The 19,839-nt window shown below is 72.0% G+C and carries 18 protein-coding genes and 1 tRNA gene; 9 read left to right on the forward strand and 10 right to left on the reverse strand.

The features are described from left to right. Positions 1-47: 47 nt before the first annotated feature. From J2S66_RS28970 to J2S66_RS28995, 6 genes are read right to left on the reverse strand one after another with little or no spacing between them, the layout of a single operon-like run. Positions 48-1,583 carry a serine/threonine-protein kinase gene (locus J2S66_RS28970; protein WP_310310612.1) on the reverse strand — a complete coding sequence of 512 codons (1,536 nt, stop codon included), beginning with the start codon at positions 1,581-1,583 and terminating at the stop codon, positions 48-50. Next, the gene (locus tag J2S66_RS28975) at positions 1,583-3,052 is read right to left on the reverse strand and encodes a peptidoglycan D,D-transpeptidase FtsI family protein (RefSeq protein WP_310310614.1); all 1,470 of its coding nucleotides are present in this window, start codon (positions 3,050-3,052) and stop codon (positions 1,583-1,585) included. Before J2S66_RS28975 ends, J2S66_RS28970 begins: the two co-directional genes overlap by 1 nt. Beyond that, positions 3,049-4,512: an FtsW/RodA/SpoVE family cell cycle protein gene (locus J2S66_RS28980; protein WP_306744156.1), complete on the reverse strand. Its 1,464-nt coding sequence runs from the start codon at positions 4,510-4,512 to the stop codon at positions 3,049-3,051. The genes J2S66_RS28975 and J2S66_RS28980 overlap by 4 nt, the downstream gene beginning before the upstream one ends. 4 nt (positions 4,513-4,516) lie before the next feature. After that, positions 4,517-5,935 carry a PP2C family protein-serine/threonine phosphatase gene (locus tag J2S66_RS28985; protein ID WP_310310618.1) on the reverse strand — a complete coding sequence of 473 codons (1,419 nt, stop codon included), beginning with the start codon at positions 5,933-5,935 and terminating at the stop codon, positions 4,517-4,519. Next, positions 5,932-6,393, reverse strand: a complete 462-nt coding sequence (locus J2S66_RS28990; RefSeq protein ID WP_306744158.1) for an FHA domain-containing protein FhaB/FipA — start codon at positions 6,391-6,393, stop codon at positions 5,932-5,934. Before J2S66_RS28990 ends, J2S66_RS28985 begins: the two co-directional genes overlap by 4 nt. A 54-nt stretch (positions 6,394-6,447) precedes the next feature. Beyond that, positions 6,448-7,623, reverse strand: a complete 1,176-nt coding sequence (locus tag J2S66_RS28995; RefSeq protein WP_310310620.1) for an FHA domain-containing protein — start codon at positions 7,621-7,623, stop codon at positions 6,448-6,450. Positions 7,624-7,739: 116 nt separating this feature from the next. Between J2S66_RS28995 and J2S66_RS29000 the strand changes: the two genes are divergently transcribed. The 3 genes from J2S66_RS29000 (at position 7,740) to J2S66_RS29010 (ending at position 9,583) form a co-directional block, all read left to right on the forward strand. Further along, positions 7,740-7,825: transfer RNA gene (locus J2S66_RS29000), tRNA-Leu, on the forward strand. A gap of 465 nt (positions 7,826-8,290) precedes the next feature. Continuing rightward, positions 8,291-8,908 carry a hypothetical protein gene (locus J2S66_RS29005; protein WP_310310622.1) on the forward strand — a complete coding sequence of 206 codons (618 nt, stop codon included), beginning with the start codon at positions 8,291-8,293 and terminating at the stop codon, positions 8,906-8,908. A 36-nt stretch (positions 8,909-8,944) separates the two neighbouring features. Further along, positions 8,945-9,583: an NAD(P)H-binding protein gene (locus J2S66_RS29010; RefSeq protein WP_310310625.1), complete on the forward strand. Its 639-nt coding sequence runs from the start codon at positions 8,945-8,947 to the stop codon at positions 9,581-9,583. Here the strand turns inward: J2S66_RS29010 and J2S66_RS29015 are convergent. Continuing rightward, complete coding sequence (locus J2S66_RS29015) at positions 9,538-10,881, reverse strand: D-arabinono-1,4-lactone oxidase (protein ID WP_310315149.1); 1,344 nt, start codon at positions 10,879-10,881, stop codon at positions 9,538-9,540. The genes J2S66_RS29010 and J2S66_RS29015 overlap by 46 nt on opposite strands. Before the next feature lie 72 nt (positions 10,882-10,953). Here J2S66_RS29015 and J2S66_RS29020 point away from each other — a divergent pair, with 72 nt between their 5' ends. Continuing rightward, entirely contained in the window at positions 10,954-12,141 is a 1,188-nt protein-coding gene (locus tag J2S66_RS29020; RefSeq protein WP_310310628.1) for an amino acid deaminase/aldolase, read from the forward strand. A gap of 1 nt (position 12,142) precedes the next feature. On the opposite strand, the gene J2S66_RS29025 is transcribed toward J2S66_RS29020, so the two are convergent. Further along, positions 12,143-12,757: a TetR/AcrR family transcriptional regulator gene (locus J2S66_RS29025; RefSeq protein ID WP_310310630.1), complete on the reverse strand. Its 615-nt coding sequence runs from the start codon at positions 12,755-12,757 to the stop codon at positions 12,143-12,145. 102 nt (positions 12,758-12,859) lie between these two features. Here J2S66_RS29025 and J2S66_RS29030 point away from each other — a divergent pair, with 102 nt between their 5' ends. Genes J2S66_RS29030 through J2S66_RS29040 form a run of 3 tightly spaced genes read left to right on the forward strand, consistent with a single transcriptional unit; the run spans position 12,860 to position 16,141 of the window. Continuing rightward, positions 12,860-14,104 carry a glycoside hydrolase family 1 protein gene (locus J2S66_RS29030; protein ID WP_310310635.1) on the forward strand — a complete coding sequence of 415 codons (1,245 nt, stop codon included), beginning with the start codon at positions 12,860-12,862 and terminating at the stop codon, positions 14,102-14,104. 53 nt (positions 14,105-14,157) lie between these two features. Next, positions 14,158-15,330, forward strand: a complete 1,173-nt coding sequence (locus tag J2S66_RS29035; protein ID WP_310315152.1) for an MFS transporter — start codon at positions 14,158-14,160, stop codon at positions 15,328-15,330. A gap of 19 nt (positions 15,331-15,349) precedes the next feature. Continuing rightward, complete coding sequence (locus tag J2S66_RS29040) at positions 15,350-16,141, forward strand: SDR family NAD(P)-dependent oxidoreductase (RefSeq protein WP_310310638.1); 792 nt, start codon at positions 15,350-15,352, stop codon at positions 16,139-16,141. Between the two features lie 414 nt (positions 16,142-16,555). Here the strand turns inward: J2S66_RS29040 and J2S66_RS29045 are convergent, their stop codons facing one another. Next, a complete protein-coding gene (locus J2S66_RS29045; RefSeq protein WP_310310641.1) occupies positions 16,556-16,918 on the reverse strand; it encodes a hypothetical protein in 363 nt (120 codons plus the stop codon). A 13-nt stretch (positions 16,919-16,931) separates the two neighbouring features. Further along, on the reverse strand, positions 16,932-17,249 hold the full coding sequence (locus J2S66_RS29050; RefSeq protein ID WP_310310644.1) for a hypothetical protein: 318 nt from the start codon (positions 17,247-17,249) through the stop codon (positions 16,932-16,934). A 301-nt stretch (positions 17,250-17,550) separates the two neighbouring features. Here J2S66_RS29050 and J2S66_RS29055 point away from each other — a divergent pair, with 301 nt between their 5' ends. After that, entirely contained in the window at positions 17,551-18,873 is a 1,323-nt protein-coding gene (locus J2S66_RS29055; protein ID WP_310310647.1) for an NsdA family TPR-like regulatory protein, read from the forward strand. 14 nt (positions 18,874-18,887) lie between these two features. Then, the gene (locus J2S66_RS29060; protein WP_310315154.1) at positions 18,888-19,778 is read left to right on the forward strand and encodes an aminoglycoside phosphotransferase family protein; all 891 of its coding nucleotides are present in this window, start codon (positions 18,888-18,890) and stop codon (positions 19,776-19,778) included. Positions 19,779-19,839: the final 61 nt, after the last annotated feature.

Consider the following 19,839-nt stretch of genomic DNA (forward strand, 5'->3'; position numbering starts at 1 on the left):
TTGCCTTCGCGTGCCTGCCGCTCCGGTCCGTTCGCACCGTTTCGGCCTCATGTCGGTACACAGGTCACCGTGACCCGCGAGCCGATCGCAACCTCACCGGTCGGCGCCACGTCCGACACCAGGCACCTCGCCTCGTCACCCGGCGCGCCCCCGTCCACGGAGTGCACCTCGGGCTCCAAGCCGTGCCCGGACAGCTTCTTCACGACCTCGTCCACCGGCAGGTCGACGTAGTCCGACTTCGTGATCGTCACCTTCGGTTTTCCGGGGAGCCGATCGGTGGAGTCGTCCAGCGGTCGGGCGCTCGTCGTGCCCTGCCCGCTCGCACCGCCGGGGACCTCGTCGTCGTTCAGGGCGCGCACGACCACCACGCCGAGCACCAGCAATACGGCCACCAGCACAGCGACCATAACCCACAGAAGCGCACGGTTGCGCCCCGGTGGGCCCGGGGCCGGCGGCAACGGACGGAAAGCGCCCGTGTGCGGAGTGTTCATACCCGATGGCACCGGTTGCATGCCCGGCCGGGACCCCGGGTGGCTCGCCGGCACGCCGGGGTGGGTGTGCTGCGGCGGGGCCATCTGCGCCGAGTTCATCTGCGCCGAGTTCATCTGGGCGGGGTTGAGCTGGGCGGGGTTGAGCTGCGGCTGCTGCTGCGGCGGCGTCATCGGCTGCCCGAGCTGCTGCTGGCCCAAGGGCTGCCCCATCGGCTGACCGCCGACCGCCATGGCCAGCCCCGACGGCGCCGGCAGCGGCTGGCCCGCCCGCACCGCGCTCACCGCCGACGCGAACTCGCCGCCGTTGCGGTACCGCTGCCGCGGGTCCTTCACCAGCGTCGCCTCGATCAGCGCGCGCGGACCCGGCGGCACGTCCGGCGGCAGCGGCGGCGCCATGTCGCGGATGTGCATCATCGCGACCGTCACCGCGTTCTCCGACAGGAACGGCCGGTGCCCGGTCAGGCACTCGTAACCGCACACGGCCAGCGCGTACACGTCCGACGCGGGTTCCGCCGCGTGCCCCAGGGCCTGCTCCGGCGCGATGTAGTGGGCGGTGCCCATCACCATGCCGCTGTGCGTCACCGGCGCCGCGTCGGCGGCCTTCGCGATGCCGAAGTCGGTGATCTTCACCTTGCCCGAGGGCGTCACCAGGATGTTGCCAGGCTTCACGTCCCGGTGCACGAGACCCCGCTCGTGCGCGGCCTGCAACGCGTTGCCCGCCTGCTCCAGCACGTCGAGCGTGCGGTCCGCGTTGAGCCTGCCGCGCGCGATGACCGCCGCCAGCGGCTCGCCCTCGACCAGCTCCATCACCAGGTAGGCGGTGTCCTCCGGCCCGTCCGGCACCGACGCGGTCTCGCCGTAGTCGTGCACCGAGGCGATGCCCGGGTGGTTCAACGACGCCGTGGTGCGCGCCTCGATGCGGAACCGGTTGAGGAACTCCGCGTCCCCCGACAGCTCCGCCTTGAGCACCTTCACCGCGACCCGGCGGTCGAGCCGGGTGTCGTCGGCCTCCCAGACCTCGCCCATGCCGCCGACGGCGATCCGCTTGCCCAGGCGGTACCGGTCGGCGAGCAACTGGCCGGAGGTCAGCATCAGCGTCCCCCGAGGTAGGCGCCGATGACCGCGCGGCCGATCGGCGCCGCGACCCGGCCACCGGTGGCGGCGAGACCCGCCTGACCACCGTTCTCCACGATCACCGCGATGGCGATCTGCGGGTCCTGGGCCGGCGCGAAGGCGACGTACCAGGCGTGCGGCTTGGTCGACTTCACGTCCTCGCCGTGCTCGGCGGTCCCGGTCTTCGACGCGATCTGCACGCCGGACAGCTTGCCGCCGCCCGACGTGTTGTTCTCCGACGCGATCATCATGTCGCGCAGCATGGAGGCGTGCTCCGGCTCCATCGCCTCGTCGACCTCGTCCGGGCTGGTCTCGCTGATCGCCTCGAAGTCGGCGGCCAGGACCTTCTGCACCAGGTGCGGCTGCATCCGCACGCCGCCGTTGGCGATGGTCGCCGCCATCACCGCGTTGGCCAGCGGCGTGACGCGGACGTCCTTCTGGCCGATGCCCGCCTGGTACACCGACGGCTTGTCCGACATCTCGCCCAGGCCGGACGGCACCACCGGCAGCGGGATCTCCAGGTCCTGCTCGCCGATGCCGAACTTCGCCGCCTGGTCGCGCAGCTTGTCCGGGCCCAGCTCGTTGGCCAGCACCGCGAACGCCGTGTTGCACGACTTCGCCAGCGCCTCCTGCAACGTGGCCGTGACGCCGTTGCCGCAGATCGTGTCGTTGAAGTTCGGCAGCTGCGTGTTCGTGCCGGGCAGCGTGATCGACGGCCTGCCGTCGACCTCGCTCTCCTTGGTCTTGCCCTCGGCGAGCGCCGCGGCCGTCACGACCAGCTTGAACGTCGAGCCGGGCGGGTAGGTCTGGCGCACCGCGCGGTTGAGCATCGGCTCGGACTCGTCCTCGTTGAGCCGCAGCCACGCCTCTTCCTGCACGTCCCCGTCGTGGCTGGCCAGCTCGTTCGGGTCGTAGGACGGGGTGCTGGCCATCGCCAGGATCTCCCCGGTCTGCGGCTTGATCGCCACCACCGTGCCGGTCAGGCCCTGGCTCGACAACTGCTCGTACGCCGTCTGCTGGAGCTTCGCGTCGATGGTGAGCTGGATGTTGCCGCCCTTGGGGTCGCGGCCCGTGATCAGGTCCGACAGGCGGCGCGCGAACAGCCGGTCGTCCGACCCGTTGAGCAGGTCGTCCTCGGCGCGCTCCAGGCCGCCCGTGCCGTAGATCAGCGAGAAGTAGCCGGTGACCGGCGCGTACACCGGCCCGTTGGCGTACGTCCGCAGGTACTCCAGGCGGTCGTCGGTCCGCTGCACGGCGGCCAGCGGCGTGCCGTCGGAGGCGATGATCTGGCCGCGTTCCCGGGAGTACTGGTCCAGGATGACCCGCGAGTTCAGCGGGTTCTTGCGGTAGTCGTCGGCCTTGATGACCTGCACGTACGTGGCGTTGCCCAGCAGCAGCACCATCAGCGCCATCATGGCGAGGCCGACCCGGCGGAGCGGTGTGTTCATTTGGGACGCTCCACCATGACTGTGAACTGGTCGGCGATGGCCGGCTGCTGCGGCCTCGGCTTCGGGGTCGTCTTGGGCGCCCGCGCCGCGTCGGAGATCCGCAGCAGCAGCGCCACCAGGATGTAGTTCGCCAGCAGCGACGAGCCGCCCTTGGACAGGAACGGCGCGGTGATGCCCGTCATCGGGATCAGCTTCGTCACGCCGCCGACGATGATGAAGATCTGGAACGCCACGGCGAACGCGAGGCCGCCGCCGAGCAGCTTGCCGAACGTGTCCCGCACGGCCAGCGCCGTCCGCAGGCCGCGCAGCGCGAGCACGGTGTAGATCAGCAGCACCGCGGCCAGGCCGACGAAGCCCAGCTCCTCGCCGATCACGGCGGTGATGAAGTCGGTGTTGGCCTCGGGGATCTCGTCCGGCCGCCCGCCGCCCAGGCCGGCGCCGAACAGGCCGCCCGTGCCCAGGCCGAACAGCGACTGGAGGATCTGGTGGCCCTTGCCGTACGGGTCGGCGAACGGGTCCAGCCAGTTGTCCACGCGGACCTGCACGTGGCCGAACAGCTTCCACGCCACGAACGCGCCCACGCAGAACATGACCACGCCCAGCACGACCCACGCCGCGCGCTCGGTGGCCACGTACAGCAGCACCAGCACGATGCCGAAGAACAGCAGGGACGAGCCCAGGTCCTTCTGGAGCACCATGATGCTCACGCCGACCGCCCACGCGGCGATCAGCGGACCCAGGTCCCGCGCGCGCGGCAGGTCCAGGCCCAGCACCCGGCGGCCCGCGATGGTGAACAGGTCCCGCTTCGACACCAGGAACGCGGCGAAGAAGACCATCAGCAGGATCTTCGCGAACTCGCCCGGCTGGATGGAGAACGCGCCGAAGCTCAGCCAGATCTTCGCACCGTTGATCTCGGGCGCGATGAAGCTCGGCAGCACACCGGGCAGCACCAGCGCGATCAGGCCGAGGAAGCCGAACGTGTACCCGTAGCGGGCGAGCGTGCGGTGGTCGGACAGCACCTTCAGCACCGTGCAGAACAGCACGAGCGCGATGGCGGTCCACAGCACCTGCTTGCCCGCCGCCGGGTCCCAGAGCTCCCCGTTCGGGAACTTCACGTCGGCCATCGCCAGGTCGATCCGGTGGATCATGACCAGGCCGAGGCCGTTGAGCAGCGCGACGCACGGCAGGATCACCGGGTCGGCGTACGGGGCCCACCGGCGCACCGCGAGGTGCGCCACGGTCAGCAGGCCCAGGTAGGCGAGGCCGAGCCACACGATGCGCATGGTCAGCTCCTTCTCCTGGTTGGCCTCGACCAGGATCAGGGCGCCCGTGACGAGCACGGCGGCGAACCCGAGCATGAAGAGTTCGGTGCCGCGTCTCGTGGGCGGTTTCAGACCGGGCGACGTGCTGCTCGCCGCCGCGAGCGGTGTGCCCTCCGCTCCGGGGACCGGCGAACCCATGCGACTACTGACCCTTTCGGCAGTCCGTACCCGGTTTCGGCACGGGCGTGGTGAGGGGAGTCCCCTCCGGAGTGGTGGTCGTGGTGGTCGTCTCGGTCGAGGTCGCCCCCTCGGGGAGCGCGTCGACCGGTGTGGTGGTGGTCGTCGGCGTGGCCGCGGTGGTCGTCGTGGTCGCCTCCGCGTCCGGCGGGCAGAGCCGCAGCGTCTGCTCGGTGCGCAGCCGGCGGATCGCCTCCCGGGCGCCCTCGATGCCGTCCACGTCGGTGATGCCGTTGCGCACCACGTCCCGGATGGCGACCTTCAGGTCGTCCACGCCGATCGGTTCGCACGCCTGCGCGCCGGGCGGGCACGAGCCCTCGACCCGGGAGTGCAGGTCGAAGCCGAACACGCTGCCGGTGACACCGCGGAACACCGACACCTCGCCGGTGTCGCCCACGCCCACGTAGTACTGGCGCAGCACGTACCAGCGCGTGCCCAGGCCCGCCGCGACCAGCAGCAGGATCACGAACAGGACCAGCGCGAACGCCTTGAGCCGGTGACCGCGCCGCCGCCGGGGGTCCGGTGGCGGTTGCGCGGGGTCGACCCGCGGCGGGGCGGGCCTCGGCCCCGTGATCGAACTCGCCCGAGAGGCGGGCGAGTCGGGTGGCGGCGGGCCCTCGCTGCCGTCCCCGGCGGCGCCGCCCACTATCGGGGCGTCGTCGCCGAAGTCGACGTCGACCACGTCGGCGATGACCACCGTGACGTTGTCGGGACCGCCGCCCTTGAGCGCCAGCTCGATCATCCGGTCCGCGCACGCCTGCGGGTCCGGGATGCGGATGGCCTCCTCCAGCGTCTCCATGCTCACGACGCCGGACAGGCCGTCCGAGCACAGCAGGTAGCGGTCGCCCGGCCGGGCCTCCCGCACCATCAGCCTCGGCTCCACCTCGTGGCCGGTCAGCGCGCGCAGCAGCAGCGAGCGCTGCGGGTGCGTGGCCGCCTCCTCCTCGGTGATCCGGCCCTCGTCGATCAAGGACTGCACGAACGTGTCGTCGTGCGTGATCTGCGTGAAGGTGCCGTTGCGCAGCATGTAGGCGCGCGAGTCGCCGATGTGCACCATGCCGAGCCGGGTGCCCGCGAACAGCACGGCGGTGAGCGTGGTGCCCATGCCGTCCAGGTCGGGGTCGCTCTGCACGAGCTCGGAGATCGCGCCGTTGCCGGCGATCACCGCGTCGCGCAGCTGGCCGAGCAGGTCGTCGCCGGGCTCGTCGTCGTCGAGCGGGGCCAGGGCGGCGATGACCACCTTGCTGGCGACCTCGCCCGCGGCGTGGCCGCCCATGCCGTCGGCGAGCGCGAGCAGGCGGGGGCCCGCGTACACGGAGTCCTGGTTGTTCGAGCGCACCAGGCCCCGGTCGCTGCGGGCCGCGTATCGAAGGACGAGGGTCATGAGCGCAGCTCGATCACCGTTTTGCCGATTCGGATCGGGGAGCCGAGCGGGACCCGGAGGGGGGCCGTGACCTTCGCCCGGTCGAGGTATGTGCCGTTCGTGGAGCCCAGGTCCTCCACGTACCAGTCGGTGCCGCGCATCGACAGGCGTGCGTGCCGGGTCGACGCGAAGTCGTCGTCCAGCACGAGTGTGGAGTCGTCGGCGCGCCCGATCAGGATGGGCCGACCGTCCAGGGAGATGCGGGTGCCCGCCAGCGCGCCGTGGGTGACGACGAGCTGCCGGGCAGCCTTGTTGCCCCGCACGTCTTTCTTAGCGCCTCTGCCGAACTTCGGCGTCGGGACGCGGAGCCCCGACGCCGCGTAGAGGTCGGAGCGGACCACTCGAAGGGCAGCCAACACGAACAACCAGAGCAGGATGAGGAAACCTGCTCTGGTCAGCTGCATCACCAGCTCTGGCACCGGTTGTAACCGCTCCTGACTTGAGTGCCGTCACGCCACGCCGAATTCGGACGCTCAGCCCGCGGTGCGGAACACCAGCGAGGAGTGGCCGATGCGGACGACGTCGCCTTCCGCGAGCTGCCAAGTCTGCACTGGGGTGCCGTTCACCGTGGTGCCGTTTGTCGAACCGAGATCAGCGAGCATCGCACTGTGCCCGTCCCAGGTGATCTCCAGGTGCCTCCTGGAGACGCCGGTGTCCGGAAGCCGGAAGTCGGCTTCCTGGCCGCGACCGACCACGTTGCCGCCCTGCTTGAGGTTGTAGGTGCGGTTCGAGCCGTCGTCCAGGTGCAGCGTGGCGTTCAGCTGGCGGGGACCCGACTGGACCGCCGGCGGGGCGTAGCCCTGGTCGTAGCCGGGCTGCTGCCCATAGCCCTGGTCGTAGCCGGGCTGGCCGTAACCGGGCTGCTGCTGCCCGTAGCCCTGCTCGTAGCCGGGCTGCTGCTGGCCGTAGCCCTGGTCGTAGCCGGGCTGCTGCCCGTAACCCTGGTCGTAGCCCTGCTGCTGCTGGCCGTAGCCCTGGTCGTAACCCTGCTGGCCGTAGCCCTGGTCGTAGCCGGGCTGGCCGTAGCCGGGCTGCTGCCCGTAGCCCTGGTCGTAGCCGGGCTGCTGGCCGTAACCCTGCTGCTGCTGGTCGTAGCCGGGCTGCTGCTGGCCGTAACCCTGCTCGTAGCCCTGCTGCTGGCCGTAGCCGCCCTGGGCGTAGGGGTCGTAGCCGGGCTGGCCCTGTCCTTGTCCGTAGCCGGGAGGCTGGCTCATGGAAGCGTCTCCAGAAGTGCGAGGTGGTGCTGACCGTCGGCTGGCCACTTTCACGTCGGGGTCGACGGACGAGCTGGTTCGGAACTGTCCCGTGTGCAGCGCGTCGGAGCGCTCCAGGGAGACTACGACGTCACCATAGGTGTCCCATCCGCTCTCTTCGAGGTGCTCCCGGACGGAGTCCCCGAGAAGCTGGGTGATGCGTAGTTCATCCTGGCCGTCCCCGGCAAGCCGGTCGTGGTCCTGCGGGCCCAACAGGACCTTGAAGTGGTTCGGGGCGAGCAAGCGGCCACCCGCCAACTCGCGGATGTTGCCCTCGGCCTCCCGCTGGAGCGCCTGTGCGACCTCCTGCGGGACGACGTTGCCGCCGAACACCCTGGCGAAGGTGTTGCCGACGATGCCTTCGAGACGGCGCTCGAAGCGCTGTACGAGGCCCACGGCAACCCTCCGACTCGGTCGACTTCCAGTGCCGATCGTATCCGGGGTGACGTGCCGGTACACGGGGCGATTGGTAACTCGGTCGGAGGCCGTGCTAATGTTCCTCTCGTCGCTACGGGCGAGTGGCGGAATGGCAGACGCGCACGGTTCAGGTCCGTGTGTCCGAAAGGACGTGGGGGTTCAACTCCCCCCTCGCCCACCATACGACCAAGTCCCACCCACGTGCAGTGGGTGGGACTTGGTCGTTTTCGCGCGTTCTCCGGGTGATCTTCCACGCCCCCCGCGACCACGTGATCTCAGTCACCCGAACGGCCGCGGCCGTTCGTGGGCGCAACGGGGGTGGTCGGTCGTTCTGGCGCGGCGAGCGGTCGGCGATGCGGTCGCGGGTGCGGGTTCGACGGGCTGCCGGCGGGGTATTCCAGGCGGGGCGGGGACACCCTGAGCACGACTTTCGGGTCGCCTCGCCGACCGGGGTCACCCAGACGGCAGCACCGCCGGACCGAAGTCGTCCGAGGGGCGTTCGACCGGTTACCGACCGCTCGACGCCGTCGATCGCAGGAGCGCTGTCGACCGGGCGGTGGGCGCGTTCCCAACTGGTACGCCTTACCCAGAGCACGAGACGAAACGCGGCGGGCGAACCGCCGTGGTTTGCCGAGGAGGCCCTGGCGTGACCAGCACACCAGCACGGATCGCGGACACCGACGACGCCAGGGCGTTGTCGGCCACCGCGATTCCCGTTCCCGAACTGCCCGGCTCCACCGAGGAGCTGGCCGCCGCGGCGGCGATCCGCCTCGGGTGGCACGGCGTGGTGCTGCCCGAGATGGTGTTGATGGGGCGCAAGGTCATCGTGGTCGCGGAACTGCTCGCCGACGCGCACGCCGAGCGGCTGTGCCTGGGCGCGGCCCCGGAGCCGGACCGCGCGACGGTGTCCACGTGGGTGTGGCCGGAGATGGACGGCCGCGTGCCGCCCACCGCGGTCCGGATCGTCGGCGTGCTGGCCGTCGCCCGCCACTGGCGGACCGCGCTGGCGTCCGCGGTGCCCTTCGCCCGCTTCGGCAACGCCGCGGCCGTGCTGCCCGCCTCGGTCGCGTTCACGCACGACTACCTGGCCAACTGCCTGCCCCGGGTGCGCCGCTACGGCGTCTCGGTGCTGCTGGCCGACGACGAGCGGAACCTGAGCACCGACGTGGCCGGCCGCAACGAGACCGTGCCGGTCGAGGACACCGCCACCACCCGCTGGGTGAACGAGCTGGTCTACGAGCGGGTGCTGGCCACCGCGTCCTGAGCTGCCGGGCGGTCCCCGCTGAACTACCGTCGCGCTATGCGTCTGGTGATCGCGGGTGGGCACGGCAAGATCGCGTTGCTGGTCGAGCGGCTGCTGGCCGCGCGGGGCGACAGCGCCACGGCGCTGGTGCGCAACCCGGACCACTTCGCGGACGTCGCGGATGCGGGCGGGGTGCCCGTGCACTGCGACCTGGAGGCGGCGGACGCCGCCTCGGTCGCCGAGTACCTGGCCGGCGCGGACGCGGCGCTGTTCGCCGCGGGAGCCGGCGCGGGCAGCGGGACGGCGCGCAAGGACACCGTCGACCGGGGCGCTTCGGCCCTGTTCGCCCAGGCCGCCGAACTGGCGGGCGTGCGGCGATTCGTGCAGGTCAGCAGCACCGGCATCGGCCGGACCACGGGTGACGAGGCGTTCGACGCCTACCTGCGCGCCAAGGGCGCGGCCGAGGAGGACCTGCGCGAGCGGGACCTGGACTGGACCGTCCTGCGGCCGGGGCGGCTGACCGACGACGAGCCGACCGGCCGCGTGGAGGTCGTCGAGGCGCCCGCGACGGTGCGGGGTTCCGTACCGCGCGCCGACGTGGCGGCGGTCCTGGTGGCCCTGCTGGACCGGCCGGGGACGGTCCGCCGGACCTACGAGGTCGTCTCCGGCGACACCCCGGTGGACGAGGCGTTCTGACCCGGACCCCTGCGGGTGACCTCGCCCAGCACGCGGTCGAGGTGGTCGTTGGCGAACTTGCCCTCCGGGTCCACCTCGGCCCGCACCCGGAGGAAGTCGTCGAAGCGCGGGTAGCGGTCGCGCAGGTCGGCCGCGGCGAGGCTGTGCATCTTGCCCCAGTGCGGCCGGCCGCCGACCGCTCCCGCGATCCGCTCGAACGCGTCGAAGTACCTCTTGTGGGGCATCCCGAGGTACTGGTGCACGGCGACGTAGGCGGTGTCGCGGCCGTGCGCGGTGGACAGCCAGACGTCGTCGCCCCGCGCGACCCGCACCTCCACGGGCACGATCACGCCGTGGTCGAGCCGGTCGACGGCGGTCCGCAGCTCGCGCAGCACGTCGTGCAGCGCGGCCCGGGGGACGGCGTACTCGGTCTCCACGAACCTGACCCGGCGGGGCGTGGTGAACACGCGGTGGGACACGTCGCGGTAGACGCGCTCGGCGATCAGCGCCCCGCACACCCGGTTGAGCGCCCTGGTGGTGGGCGGCACCGCCCTGGCCAGCCGGCAGACCAGGCCGAACGCGCCGTTCTCCATCACCTCGTACTCGTAGAACCGGCGCAGCGCGGACAGCGGCGCGGCCGGTTCGTCGACCCGGTTGTTGCGCTTGAGGATCACCCGGTCGGAGTGCGGGAACCAGTGGAACTCCACGTGGTCCTCGGTGGCGGTGAGGTGGTCGAACTCCGCCAGCACGGCGTCGAGCCGGCCGGGCGCCTCGCGGGCGTGCAGCACGAACGCGGGCACGCACCGCAGCGTGACGGTGCTGATCACGCCGAGCGCGCCGAGGCCGACGCGGGCGGCCTGGAACAGGTCGGGCCGCTCGGTCGCGGAGCAGCGGGCGACCGAGCCGTCCGCGAGCACCAGTTCCAGCGCCTCGACCTGGGTGGCGAGCCCGCCGAGCGCCGCGCCGGTGCCGTGGGTGCCGGTGGAGATGGCGCCCGCGACGGTCTGCGCGTCGATGTCCCCGAGGTTGGCCATGGCCAGGCCCAGCACGTCCAGCAGGGCGTTGAGCTGCCGCAACGTCGTGCCGGACCGGACCGTCACGAGGGGGCCGTCGACGTCGACGACGCCCGTCCAGGCGTCCAGGTCGATCGCGACGCCGGGGGCGACGGCGATGGGCGTGAACGAGTGCCCGCTGCCGCGCGGTCGCACGGCGGACGCGCCGACGACGGCGGCGACCAGTTCGTCGACGCTCGCCGGGTGCTCCACCCGGTGCGGGTTCGCGGACGCGGTGCGCGCCCAGTTGGTCCACGGGGACCCCATGCCCACCTCCGGTGTGACGCGTTCCACGCACCGTAGGTGAAAAGAATTCACCTTTCAAGTACGGTGAGGACCATGCAGCCCCGCACGCGACTCGACGCCGCGACGAAGGAGTTCGACCCTCCGTTCGCGATCGTCGACCTGGACGCCTTCGACGGCAACGCGGACGACCTCGTCCGGCGCGCCGGCGGGCGGCCGATCCGGGTGGCCAGCAAGTCGGTGCGGGTCCGGGCGCTGCTGGAGCGCGTCCTCGACCGGCCCGGCTACGCGGGCGTCATGTGCTACTCGCTGGCCGAGGCGCTGTGGCTGTCCTCGGTCGACCTGTCCGAGGACCTGCTGGTCGCCTACCCGACCGTCGACCGCGCCGCACTGCGGGCGCTGGCCGCCGACGGGGTCGCGCGCCGCCGCGTCACGATCGTGGTCGACTCGACCGACCACCTCGACCTGGTGCGCGCGGCGCTGGGGGAGGACCACCCCGAGATCCGGGTGTGCCTGGAGCTGGACGTGTCCTGGCGGCCGCTGCCCGGCCTGCACGTCGGGCCGCGCCGCTCACCGGTGCACACCGCGCGCCAGGCCCGCGCCCTCGCCGAGGCGATCACCCGCCGGCCGGGGTTCCGGCTGGTCGGCGTGATGGCGTACGAGGGGCAGGTCGCGGGGCTGGGCGACCAGCCGCCGGGGAAGCCGCTGCGGGGCGCGGTGCTGCGCTGGATGCAGAAGCACTCGGTCGCCGAGCTGGTCGAGCGCCGGAGCGCGGCCGTGCACGCCGTGCGGCAGGTCGCCGAGCTGGAGTTCGTCAACGGCGGCGGCACCGGCAGCCTGGAGGTCACCGGCGCCGACCCGTCCGTCACCGAGCTGGCGGCGGGGTCCGGTCTCGTCGGACCCACCCTGTTCGACGGCTACCGGGGCTTCCGGCCCCGGCCCGCCGTGCTGTTCGCGCTGCCGGTCGTGCGCCGCCCCGCCCGGGGCGTGGCCACGCTGTTCGCCGGCGGGTACATCGCCTCCGGCACCGCGACCCCCGACCGGCAGCCCACCCCGTACCTGCCGGCGGGGCTGAAGCTGCTGCCGCTGGAGGGGGCGGGCGAGGTGCAGACGCCCGTCGCGGGGAAGACCGCCGACGCGCTGCGCCTCGGCGACCGGGTGTGGATGCGGCACGCCAAGGCCGGCGAGGCGGCCGAGCGGTTCACGCACTACCACCTGGTGCGCGGCGACGCGGTCGAGCGGACCGTGCCCACGTACCGGGGCGAGGGCAGGTCGTTCGGGTGAGTCAGCTGGGCAGTCGGGACGACAGGTAGCCGCGCACCATGGTCTTGGCCTCGTCCAGGATCCTCTGGTCGCCCGCGGCGTCGCGGCGGAACGCGAGGTTGAGCACGCCGTCGGCCGCCTCCACCGCGATCGAGATCGGCAGCTGGATCTCGTCGAGCGGGATGTCGAACTTCGTCGAGATCATCTCCGAGATCCGGTCGGAGATGACCGTGTTGTTGTCGCGCCGGTCGTCGAGCAGTCGCAGGTCGACGACGTCGCCGAAGTGCAGCTTGGAGAACGCGGGCACCTCGCGGTGCATCGAGACGTACACGTCGAAGATCGAGTCGACCGCGTCCCACCAGTGCTCCAGCGTCGTGGACGTGAACCGGCCGTCCACCGTCTGGATGAACTTCTCCAGGTTGCGCAGGGTCAGCGCCTGCACCACGGCCCGCTTGTCCGGGAAGAACTGGTAGAGCGACCCGACCGCGACGCCCGCCCGCTCGGCGATGAGCGTGGTGGTGACCCCGTCGTAGCCGACCTCCTCGATGAGCTGGGCGCAGGCTTCGAGCATCCGCTCGACGCGCTTGGCGCTGCGCTGCTGCACCGGCTGGCGGCGCAGTGGGGTCGTACTGGTCACGGTGACTCCTGCGGCGATGGACTGCGGGATTCCATAGTGCCCGGTCCTGGACCTTTCCACTTCACTTCGCGAGGCAACACGCCTACGATCCGAATCACTTTCATGTTCTGGGAGGCGCCCGTGACCCTGCCCGACCACTTCCTCTGGGGCGTCTCGACCTCGGCGTTCCAGATCGAGGGCGCCTTCGCGGCAGCCGGGAGGCAGCCCTCGACCTGGGACGCGTTTCCCGCGTTCGGGGGACACGACGCGTCCGTCGCCTGCGACCACTACCACCGGTACCGCGAGGACGTCGACCTCATGCGGGACCTCGGCGTCGGCGCCTACCGGTTCTCGATCTCGTGGCCGAGGGTCCTCGCCGGCGACCTCGCGTTCTACGACCGGCTCGTCGACGAGCTGCTGTCCGCGGGCATCGCCCCCGTCGCGACGCTGTACCACTGGGACACCCCGCAGGCGGTCGAGGACGACGGCGGCTGGCTCGACCGCGACACCGCGCAGCGCTTCGCCTCGTACGCCGGGGTGGTCGCCGAGCGCCTCGCCGACCGCGTCGCGATGTGGGTGCCGGTCAACGAGCCCGCGATGGTCACCCTCCTGGGCTACGCCACCGGGCAGCACGCGCCCGGCAAGGCCCTCCTCTACGACGCCCTGCCCACCGCCCACCACCTCAACCTCGGGCACGGCCTGGCCGTCCAGGCGCTCCGCGCCGCCGGGGTCCGCGCCGTCGGCACCGCCAACAACCACACCCCCGCGTGGCCCGCTTCGGAGGCGGACGCGGACGCCGCCGGCGCGTACTCCGACCTGCACAACTGGCTCTACGCCGACCCCGTGCTGGCCGGCCGCTACCCCGACTCCCTGGTCGACCGGCTGCCCGTGCGCGACGGCGACCTCGACGTCATCTCCGCCCCGCTCGACTTCTACGGGGTCAACTACTACAACCCCACCCGGCTGCGCGCGCCCTCCGAGGGCAACCCGCTGCCGTTCGAGCTGGTCGACATCGACGAGTACCCCAGGACCGGGTTCGGCTGGCCCGTCGTGCCCGCCGGCCTCACCGAGGTGGTCTCCCTGTTGAAAGATCGCTTTGTCGACATCCCCCCGGTCTACGTGACGGAGAGCGGGTGCAGCTACCCGCACACCCCCCAGGACACCGACCGCATCGCCTACCTGGAGGGCCACGTCGACGCCGCCCTCGCCGCCGGCGTCCGCGGCTACTTCGTGTGGTCGCTGATCGACAACTTCGAGTGGGACTCCGGCTACTCCCAGCGCTTCGGCCTCGTCCACGTCGACCACGGGACCCAGCAGCGCACCCCGCGCGCCTCGTACCACTGGTACCGCGAGCGGATCGCCCGGTGACCGGACCCGCCGAAGCGCTCGCCGAACCGGCCGTCCCCGTCCGCCGGTCGTGGATGACGCTGCTGTTCCTGGCCAACCTCGGGCTGTGGCTCGCGATCTACGCGCCCATCCAGGTGCTGCTGCCGCAACAGGCCGAACTGCTCGACGCCACAGCCAAGGAAGCCGTCTTCGGCCTGGTCATGGGCGTGGGGGCCCTCGCGGCGCTGGTCGCCAACCCGCTCATCGGCCTGTCGTCGGACCGCACCACGTCCCGCTTCGGCAGGCGCCACCCGTGGACCCTCGCCGGCGCCCTCCTGGGCGCGGTCGGCCTCGTCGTCCTCGCCTTCGCCGGGTCCGTCACCACCCTGGTCGTGGGTTGGTGCCTGGTCCAGGCCGGCCTCAACGGCATGCTGGCGTCCCTCACCTCCGCCGTGCCCGACCGCGTGCCCGTGCGGCAGCGCGCCAAGGTCGGCGGCCTGGTCGGCATCTCGCAGATGCTCGGCACCGTGCTGGGCGCCGTCGTCGTCACCCTCCTGGTCACCGGCCTGACCGCCGGCTACCTCGCGTGCGCGCTGGTGGTCGTCCTGGGCGCCCTGGCCTTCGTGCTGACGACCCCCGACGCCCGCCTGCCGAAGACCGCCCGCCCCGCCCTGCGCGTCCGCGAGCTGTGGGTCTCACCCCGGAAGCACCCCGACTTCGCCTGGGCCTGGTCCGCGCACTTCATGATCAACCTCGGCAACGCCTTCGGCACCCTCTACCTGCTCTACTTCCTGGGCGACGTCGTCCACCACCCGTCCCCGGAGGACGGCCTGCTGGTCCTGATGCTCCTCTACGGCACGGCCCTGACGGCCGGTGCGGTGTGGATCGGGGCCCACTCCGACCGCACCGGCCGCCGCCGCCCGTACGTCCTGCTGTCCGCCGCCGTCATGGCCGTCGCCGCCCTGCTCCTGGTCGCGTGGCCCACCTGGACCGCCGCACTGGTCGCCGCGCCCCTGCTGGGCGTCGGCTTCGGCGGCTACTGGGCCGTGGCGCTGGCACTGCTGACCCAGGTCCTCCCGGCGGCCTCGGACCGGGCCAAGGACCTGGGCGTGCTGAACATCGCCAACTCCCTGCCCCAGGTGGTGGCGCCCCTCCTGACCACCGGCATCCTCGCGTCCCTGGGCGGATACCGGGGGCTCTTCGCCACGTCGGCGGTGGCCACCCTGTGCGCCGCCGCCTGCATCACCAGGGTCCGCTCGGTCCCGTGAAGCTCTCCCGGAGGAGCACGTGAGGCTGCAAGGCAAGATCGTGGTCGTGACCGGCGCGTCGCAGGGCATCGGCGCCGCGACCGCGCGCGAACTGGCCGCCCGCGGCGCCGTGGTCGCCCTGGTGGCGAGGAACGCGGACGCCCTGGACGCCCGGGTGGACGCGATCCGCCGGTCGGGGGGCCGGGCCGCCGCGTTCCCCGCGGACCTGTCCGACCCGACCCGGGCGACCGACCTGGCCGACCGCGTCCGGGCCCACCTGGGCGCCGCGGACGTCGTGGTGAACAACGCCGGCGCCGGCCGCTGGCTGTTCCTGGACGAGACCCCGGTCGACGAGCTGACCGGCATGATCGCCCTCCCGTTCACCGCGGCGCTCCACGTGACCAGGGCGTTCCTGCCGGGCCTGAGGGCGAAGCCGGAAGCGGCCGTGGTCGTGGTGAACTCCCCGGTCTCCCGCCTGCCGATCCCGGGCGCCACCGCCTACGCGGCGTCCCGCTACGCCCTGCGGGGTTTGACGGAAGCGCTGCGCCTGGACCTCAGGGGGACGGGCGTGCGCGTGACCGAGGTGATCCCGGGCAAGGTGAGCAGCGAGTACTTCGCCAACAACCCGGGGGCCGAGGAGCGCATCCCCGCCATCGCCCGCCTGATCCCCACCGCGACCCCGGAGCAGGTGGCGACGAGGATCGGGGAAGCGCTGGCGCGGGACCGCCGGACGGTCGTCTTCCCGTGGCAGCTGAAGGCCTTCGACCTGCTGGGTCGGGTGGCGCCCGCGATGACCGGCTACCTCACCTGGCGGACCGGGACGCACCGCTGAGCCGGCGCGAACCGGCACCCGCCCCGCCGGCCCGGCACCGGACCGCGGGGGCGTCGCCGACCGCCCGCCGATCGTGGCAGGTCGTCCACCGCATCGATCAGGAAGGGCGACCGGGCCTCCCGTGCCCGGCAGGTGATCGGCGCGACTGGTCGACCTGCGGAGACGTGGAGACGGCCCCGGTGTCCGCGCGGGAGGGGCGGACACCGGGGCCGACGTGGTGCCCGCGGACCGGTGCCGGTCGGGGAGGGAAGGTGTGCACAACACCGGCCCGCGGATGTCAGGTGTGTTCAGTTGTGGTCCGGCCGGCCGGCGGTCCGTTCGTCGCGGTCGGGGGTTCGCACGTCCCGGACCGCCGGCCAGTAGGCGGGTGCTCGACCTGGTCGCGTCGGGGGAACGACAGGTCGGAACCGCCCGTCAGTGGGCTCGGGCAACAACTCCCCGGCGCGACCGGGTGACAGGAGGGGTCACCGGCGCCGATCGGAGGTGCCGAGCCGGGCGCGGGGCCAAACCGCCCGCGACCAGGTGTTCGTACGCGGCGCGCCACACCGAGCACGGGCTCTTCTGCTGCCGCCACCGTCCGGAGCACTCGGGGCAGTTGCCCTTCTCGTCCGGTTCGTGCGCGGCGAGCAGCGCCCGCCAACCCTCGGTCAACCGAGGCAGCTCGGAACGTGCCACCGACAGGAGGGACGGGGCGTCGGCTTCGTTGGCCAGCTCGGTGAGCAGGTCCAGCCGTTCCCACACCGCGTTGCGAAGAACTTGTCCGAGGATCTCGTCCACCGAAACGTCACCGTCACCTTTCCGCCTGCTCGGCGGCTTCACGTAGCGCGGCCCTGAGCTGTACGAGTTGGTCGGCCGAGAGGACCGCCGTCTCACCCGGAGGACCGACCAGGACCACGCGGCCCCGGTCGACCATCACGGTGAGGCAGCGCTCCCGGTCGACCACGTCGCTGCAACGAATCCGCCACCAGCGACGCTGCCCGGTCGTGCCGCGCCATCCGGGGTCGAGGTCGGTCGACCCCTGGACGGACACCGGAGCCGGAGCCGGTACGGCGGAACCCGCGACGACCGCGCCACCACCGGTGGCCACCGCCCGCTCGATCAGGTCCACTGCCGTGTCCTCTCCGTGCTCGTTCGCTTACCGGAACCCAGATTGCGATGATTCATGCCGGATCGGGGCGTCACAGCGTTGGCCGGTACGCGTCCTACGGTAAGCGGTCAACGGAGTTCGGCAGGGCCGATCAGCCCTGCCGATCGGTACTTCTCGCAGTCGGGGGAGTGCCCCTACTCTGCCGTTGACGCCCAAGGGACTGTGAGGGGGCGCAATTGAACACCACTGTGAGGGGGCGCAATTGAACACCATCGGTTCGCAAAGCTCTCCTGTTACACCAGACGTCTGGGACCAACAGGAGATGCGGGACGCGCTGGCGCGTCGCGAGATCAGCGCGGTGTACCGGCTGCTGCGACGGCACGGCGTGTCGCAGCGCCAGATAGCGGCGCTGACGGGCCAGTCGCAGTCCGAAGTGTCGGAGATCCTCAAGGGACGCCAGGTCATGGCCTACGACGTCCTCGCGCGGATCGCCGCCGGCTTGGGTGTCCCCAGGGGATACATGGGCCTCGCCTACGACGAGGCCACGGCAGTGAGGGTGGCCGCCACATCGGAGGCGCCCCATTCTGAGGAGGACGAGTCGGTGAAGCGAAGGAAGTTCCTCGCGCACGCCGCCGCCATCACCGTCGGCGCGGCCGTGTTCGGCACGGACTCCGGGTCTTGGGCCTCGTCGCCCGCGCAGACTCCGGCTCCCGGCCGCATCGGCATGACCGACGTCCGCCAGGTCGAGGCCGCCACGCGCGCCCTGCGCACGCTGGACTACCAGTACGGCGGCGGCTCGTGCCGCGACGCCGTCGTCGCGCAGCTGTCGTGGGGGCAGCAGATGCTCGGCGCCAACGCCACCGACCTGGTCAAGGAGCGCCTCTACGTCGCGCTCGCGGACCTGCACAACCTCGCCGGCTGGACGTCGTTCGACACCGGCCTGTACGACTCCGCGCGCAACCACTTCGGCCAGGCGCTCGGCCTCGCGGAGCAGGGGCGCAAGGAGGAGCTGGTCGCGAACATCCTGTACCGGATGGGCCGCGTCTACCTGCACCAGGACGCGCCGGACGACGCGCTGAAGGTGTTCCAGCTCGGCCAGCTGGCCGCGCAGAACTCCGGTTCGAAGCTCGCGGTCGGCATCCTGTGCGCCAACGAGGCGTGGGCCTACGCGAAGATGGGCTCCGACACCCAGGCGCTGAAGCTGCTCGGCCGGGCGCGCGACGAGTTCGCCCGCGCGAACGTCGGCGAGGCGCCCGCGTGGGCGAAGTTCTTCGACGCGAACGACCTGTCCGCCATGATCGGCACGGTGCACACCGAGCTGGCGCAGACGGTGGACGTCAAGTACACCCGCACCGCGGTGCCCGCCCTCACCAAGGCGATCAACGGGTTCGGCGAGGAGATGAGCCGCAGCCGCTCGTTCAACCTCACCTCCCTGTCGATCAACCACCTGCTGGACGGCGACATCGACCACGGCGCGCGCATGGGCCGCCAGGCGATCGAGCTGTCCGAGGGCCTCAAGTCGGTCCGCACGAAGGACCGGATGATCCCGCTCCAGAAGGAAGCGGAGAAGCGCCGCAACAACCCCGACGCGCGTGAGCTGGCCGAACGGGTCGCGAAGTTCACCGGCTCCGACAGCGCCGCTTGATCACCGGGGGCCTCCTGGACGGCCGGTTCACGCCCGACGCGCTGACCGGCGTGCTGGAGCGGCTGTGCGCGCGGCTCGGCCTGGACGGCCGGGGCGCGCGGCTCGTGAAGTTCACCAGCAACGCCGTGTTCGACCTCCCGGCCGACCGCGTCGTGGTCCGGATCGTCGGCTCGATGACGCTCCGCCACCGGGCGCACAACGTCGTCCGGGTCGCGCGGTGGCTCGCCGCGCACGACGTGCCCGCCGTGCGGCTCGTGGAGGACTTCCCGCAGCCCCTGGCCGTCGGGGAGCACCTGGCCACGGTGTGGCACGCGGTGCCGTCGGACGGGCGCCCGGTCGACGGCCGCGACCTGGGCCGGGTGCTGCGGCAGGTGCACGCGCTGCCCGCGCCGGACTTCGACCTCCCGCGCTGGTCGCCGCTGGACGACGTGCGGCGGCGGATCGCGGACGCCGAGGAGCTGTCCGACCCCGACCGCCGGTTCCTGGAGGACCGGATCGAGGACCTGGAGGACCGCTTGGCCGGGCTGCGCACCGCGTTGCCGCAGGGGGTCGTGCACGGCGACGCGCACCTCGGCAACCTGATCCCCAGCCCGTCGGGCCCGGTGATCTGCGACTTCGACTCCACCAGCGCCGGTCCCCGCGAGTGGGACCTGAGCACGCTGCCGGTGGGCGTCGCCCGGTTCGGGCACCCCGCCCGCTGGTACCGCCAACTGGCGCGCGAGTACGGCTTCGACGTCGTGGGCTGGGCCGGTTTCCCGGTGTTGCGGGAGGTCAGGGAGTTGAAGCTGACCACGAGCGTGCTGCCGATCATCCGCAGCCACCCCGACGTCGGCGCGGAACTGCACCGCCGGCTCAACGCCCTGCGCGCCGGCGACACCACCACCCCGTGGACCCCCTACCGCTGAACGCGGCCCCGTGGGAGAACGAACCGGTAACGCTCGCCCCGCGTTCCGCGAATGACGCATC

It is taken from the genome of Saccharothrix longispora (genome assembly GCF_031455225.1).
Classification (GTDB): Bacteria; Actinomycetota; Actinomycetes; order Mycobacteriales; family Pseudonocardiaceae; genus Actinosynnema; species Actinosynnema longispora.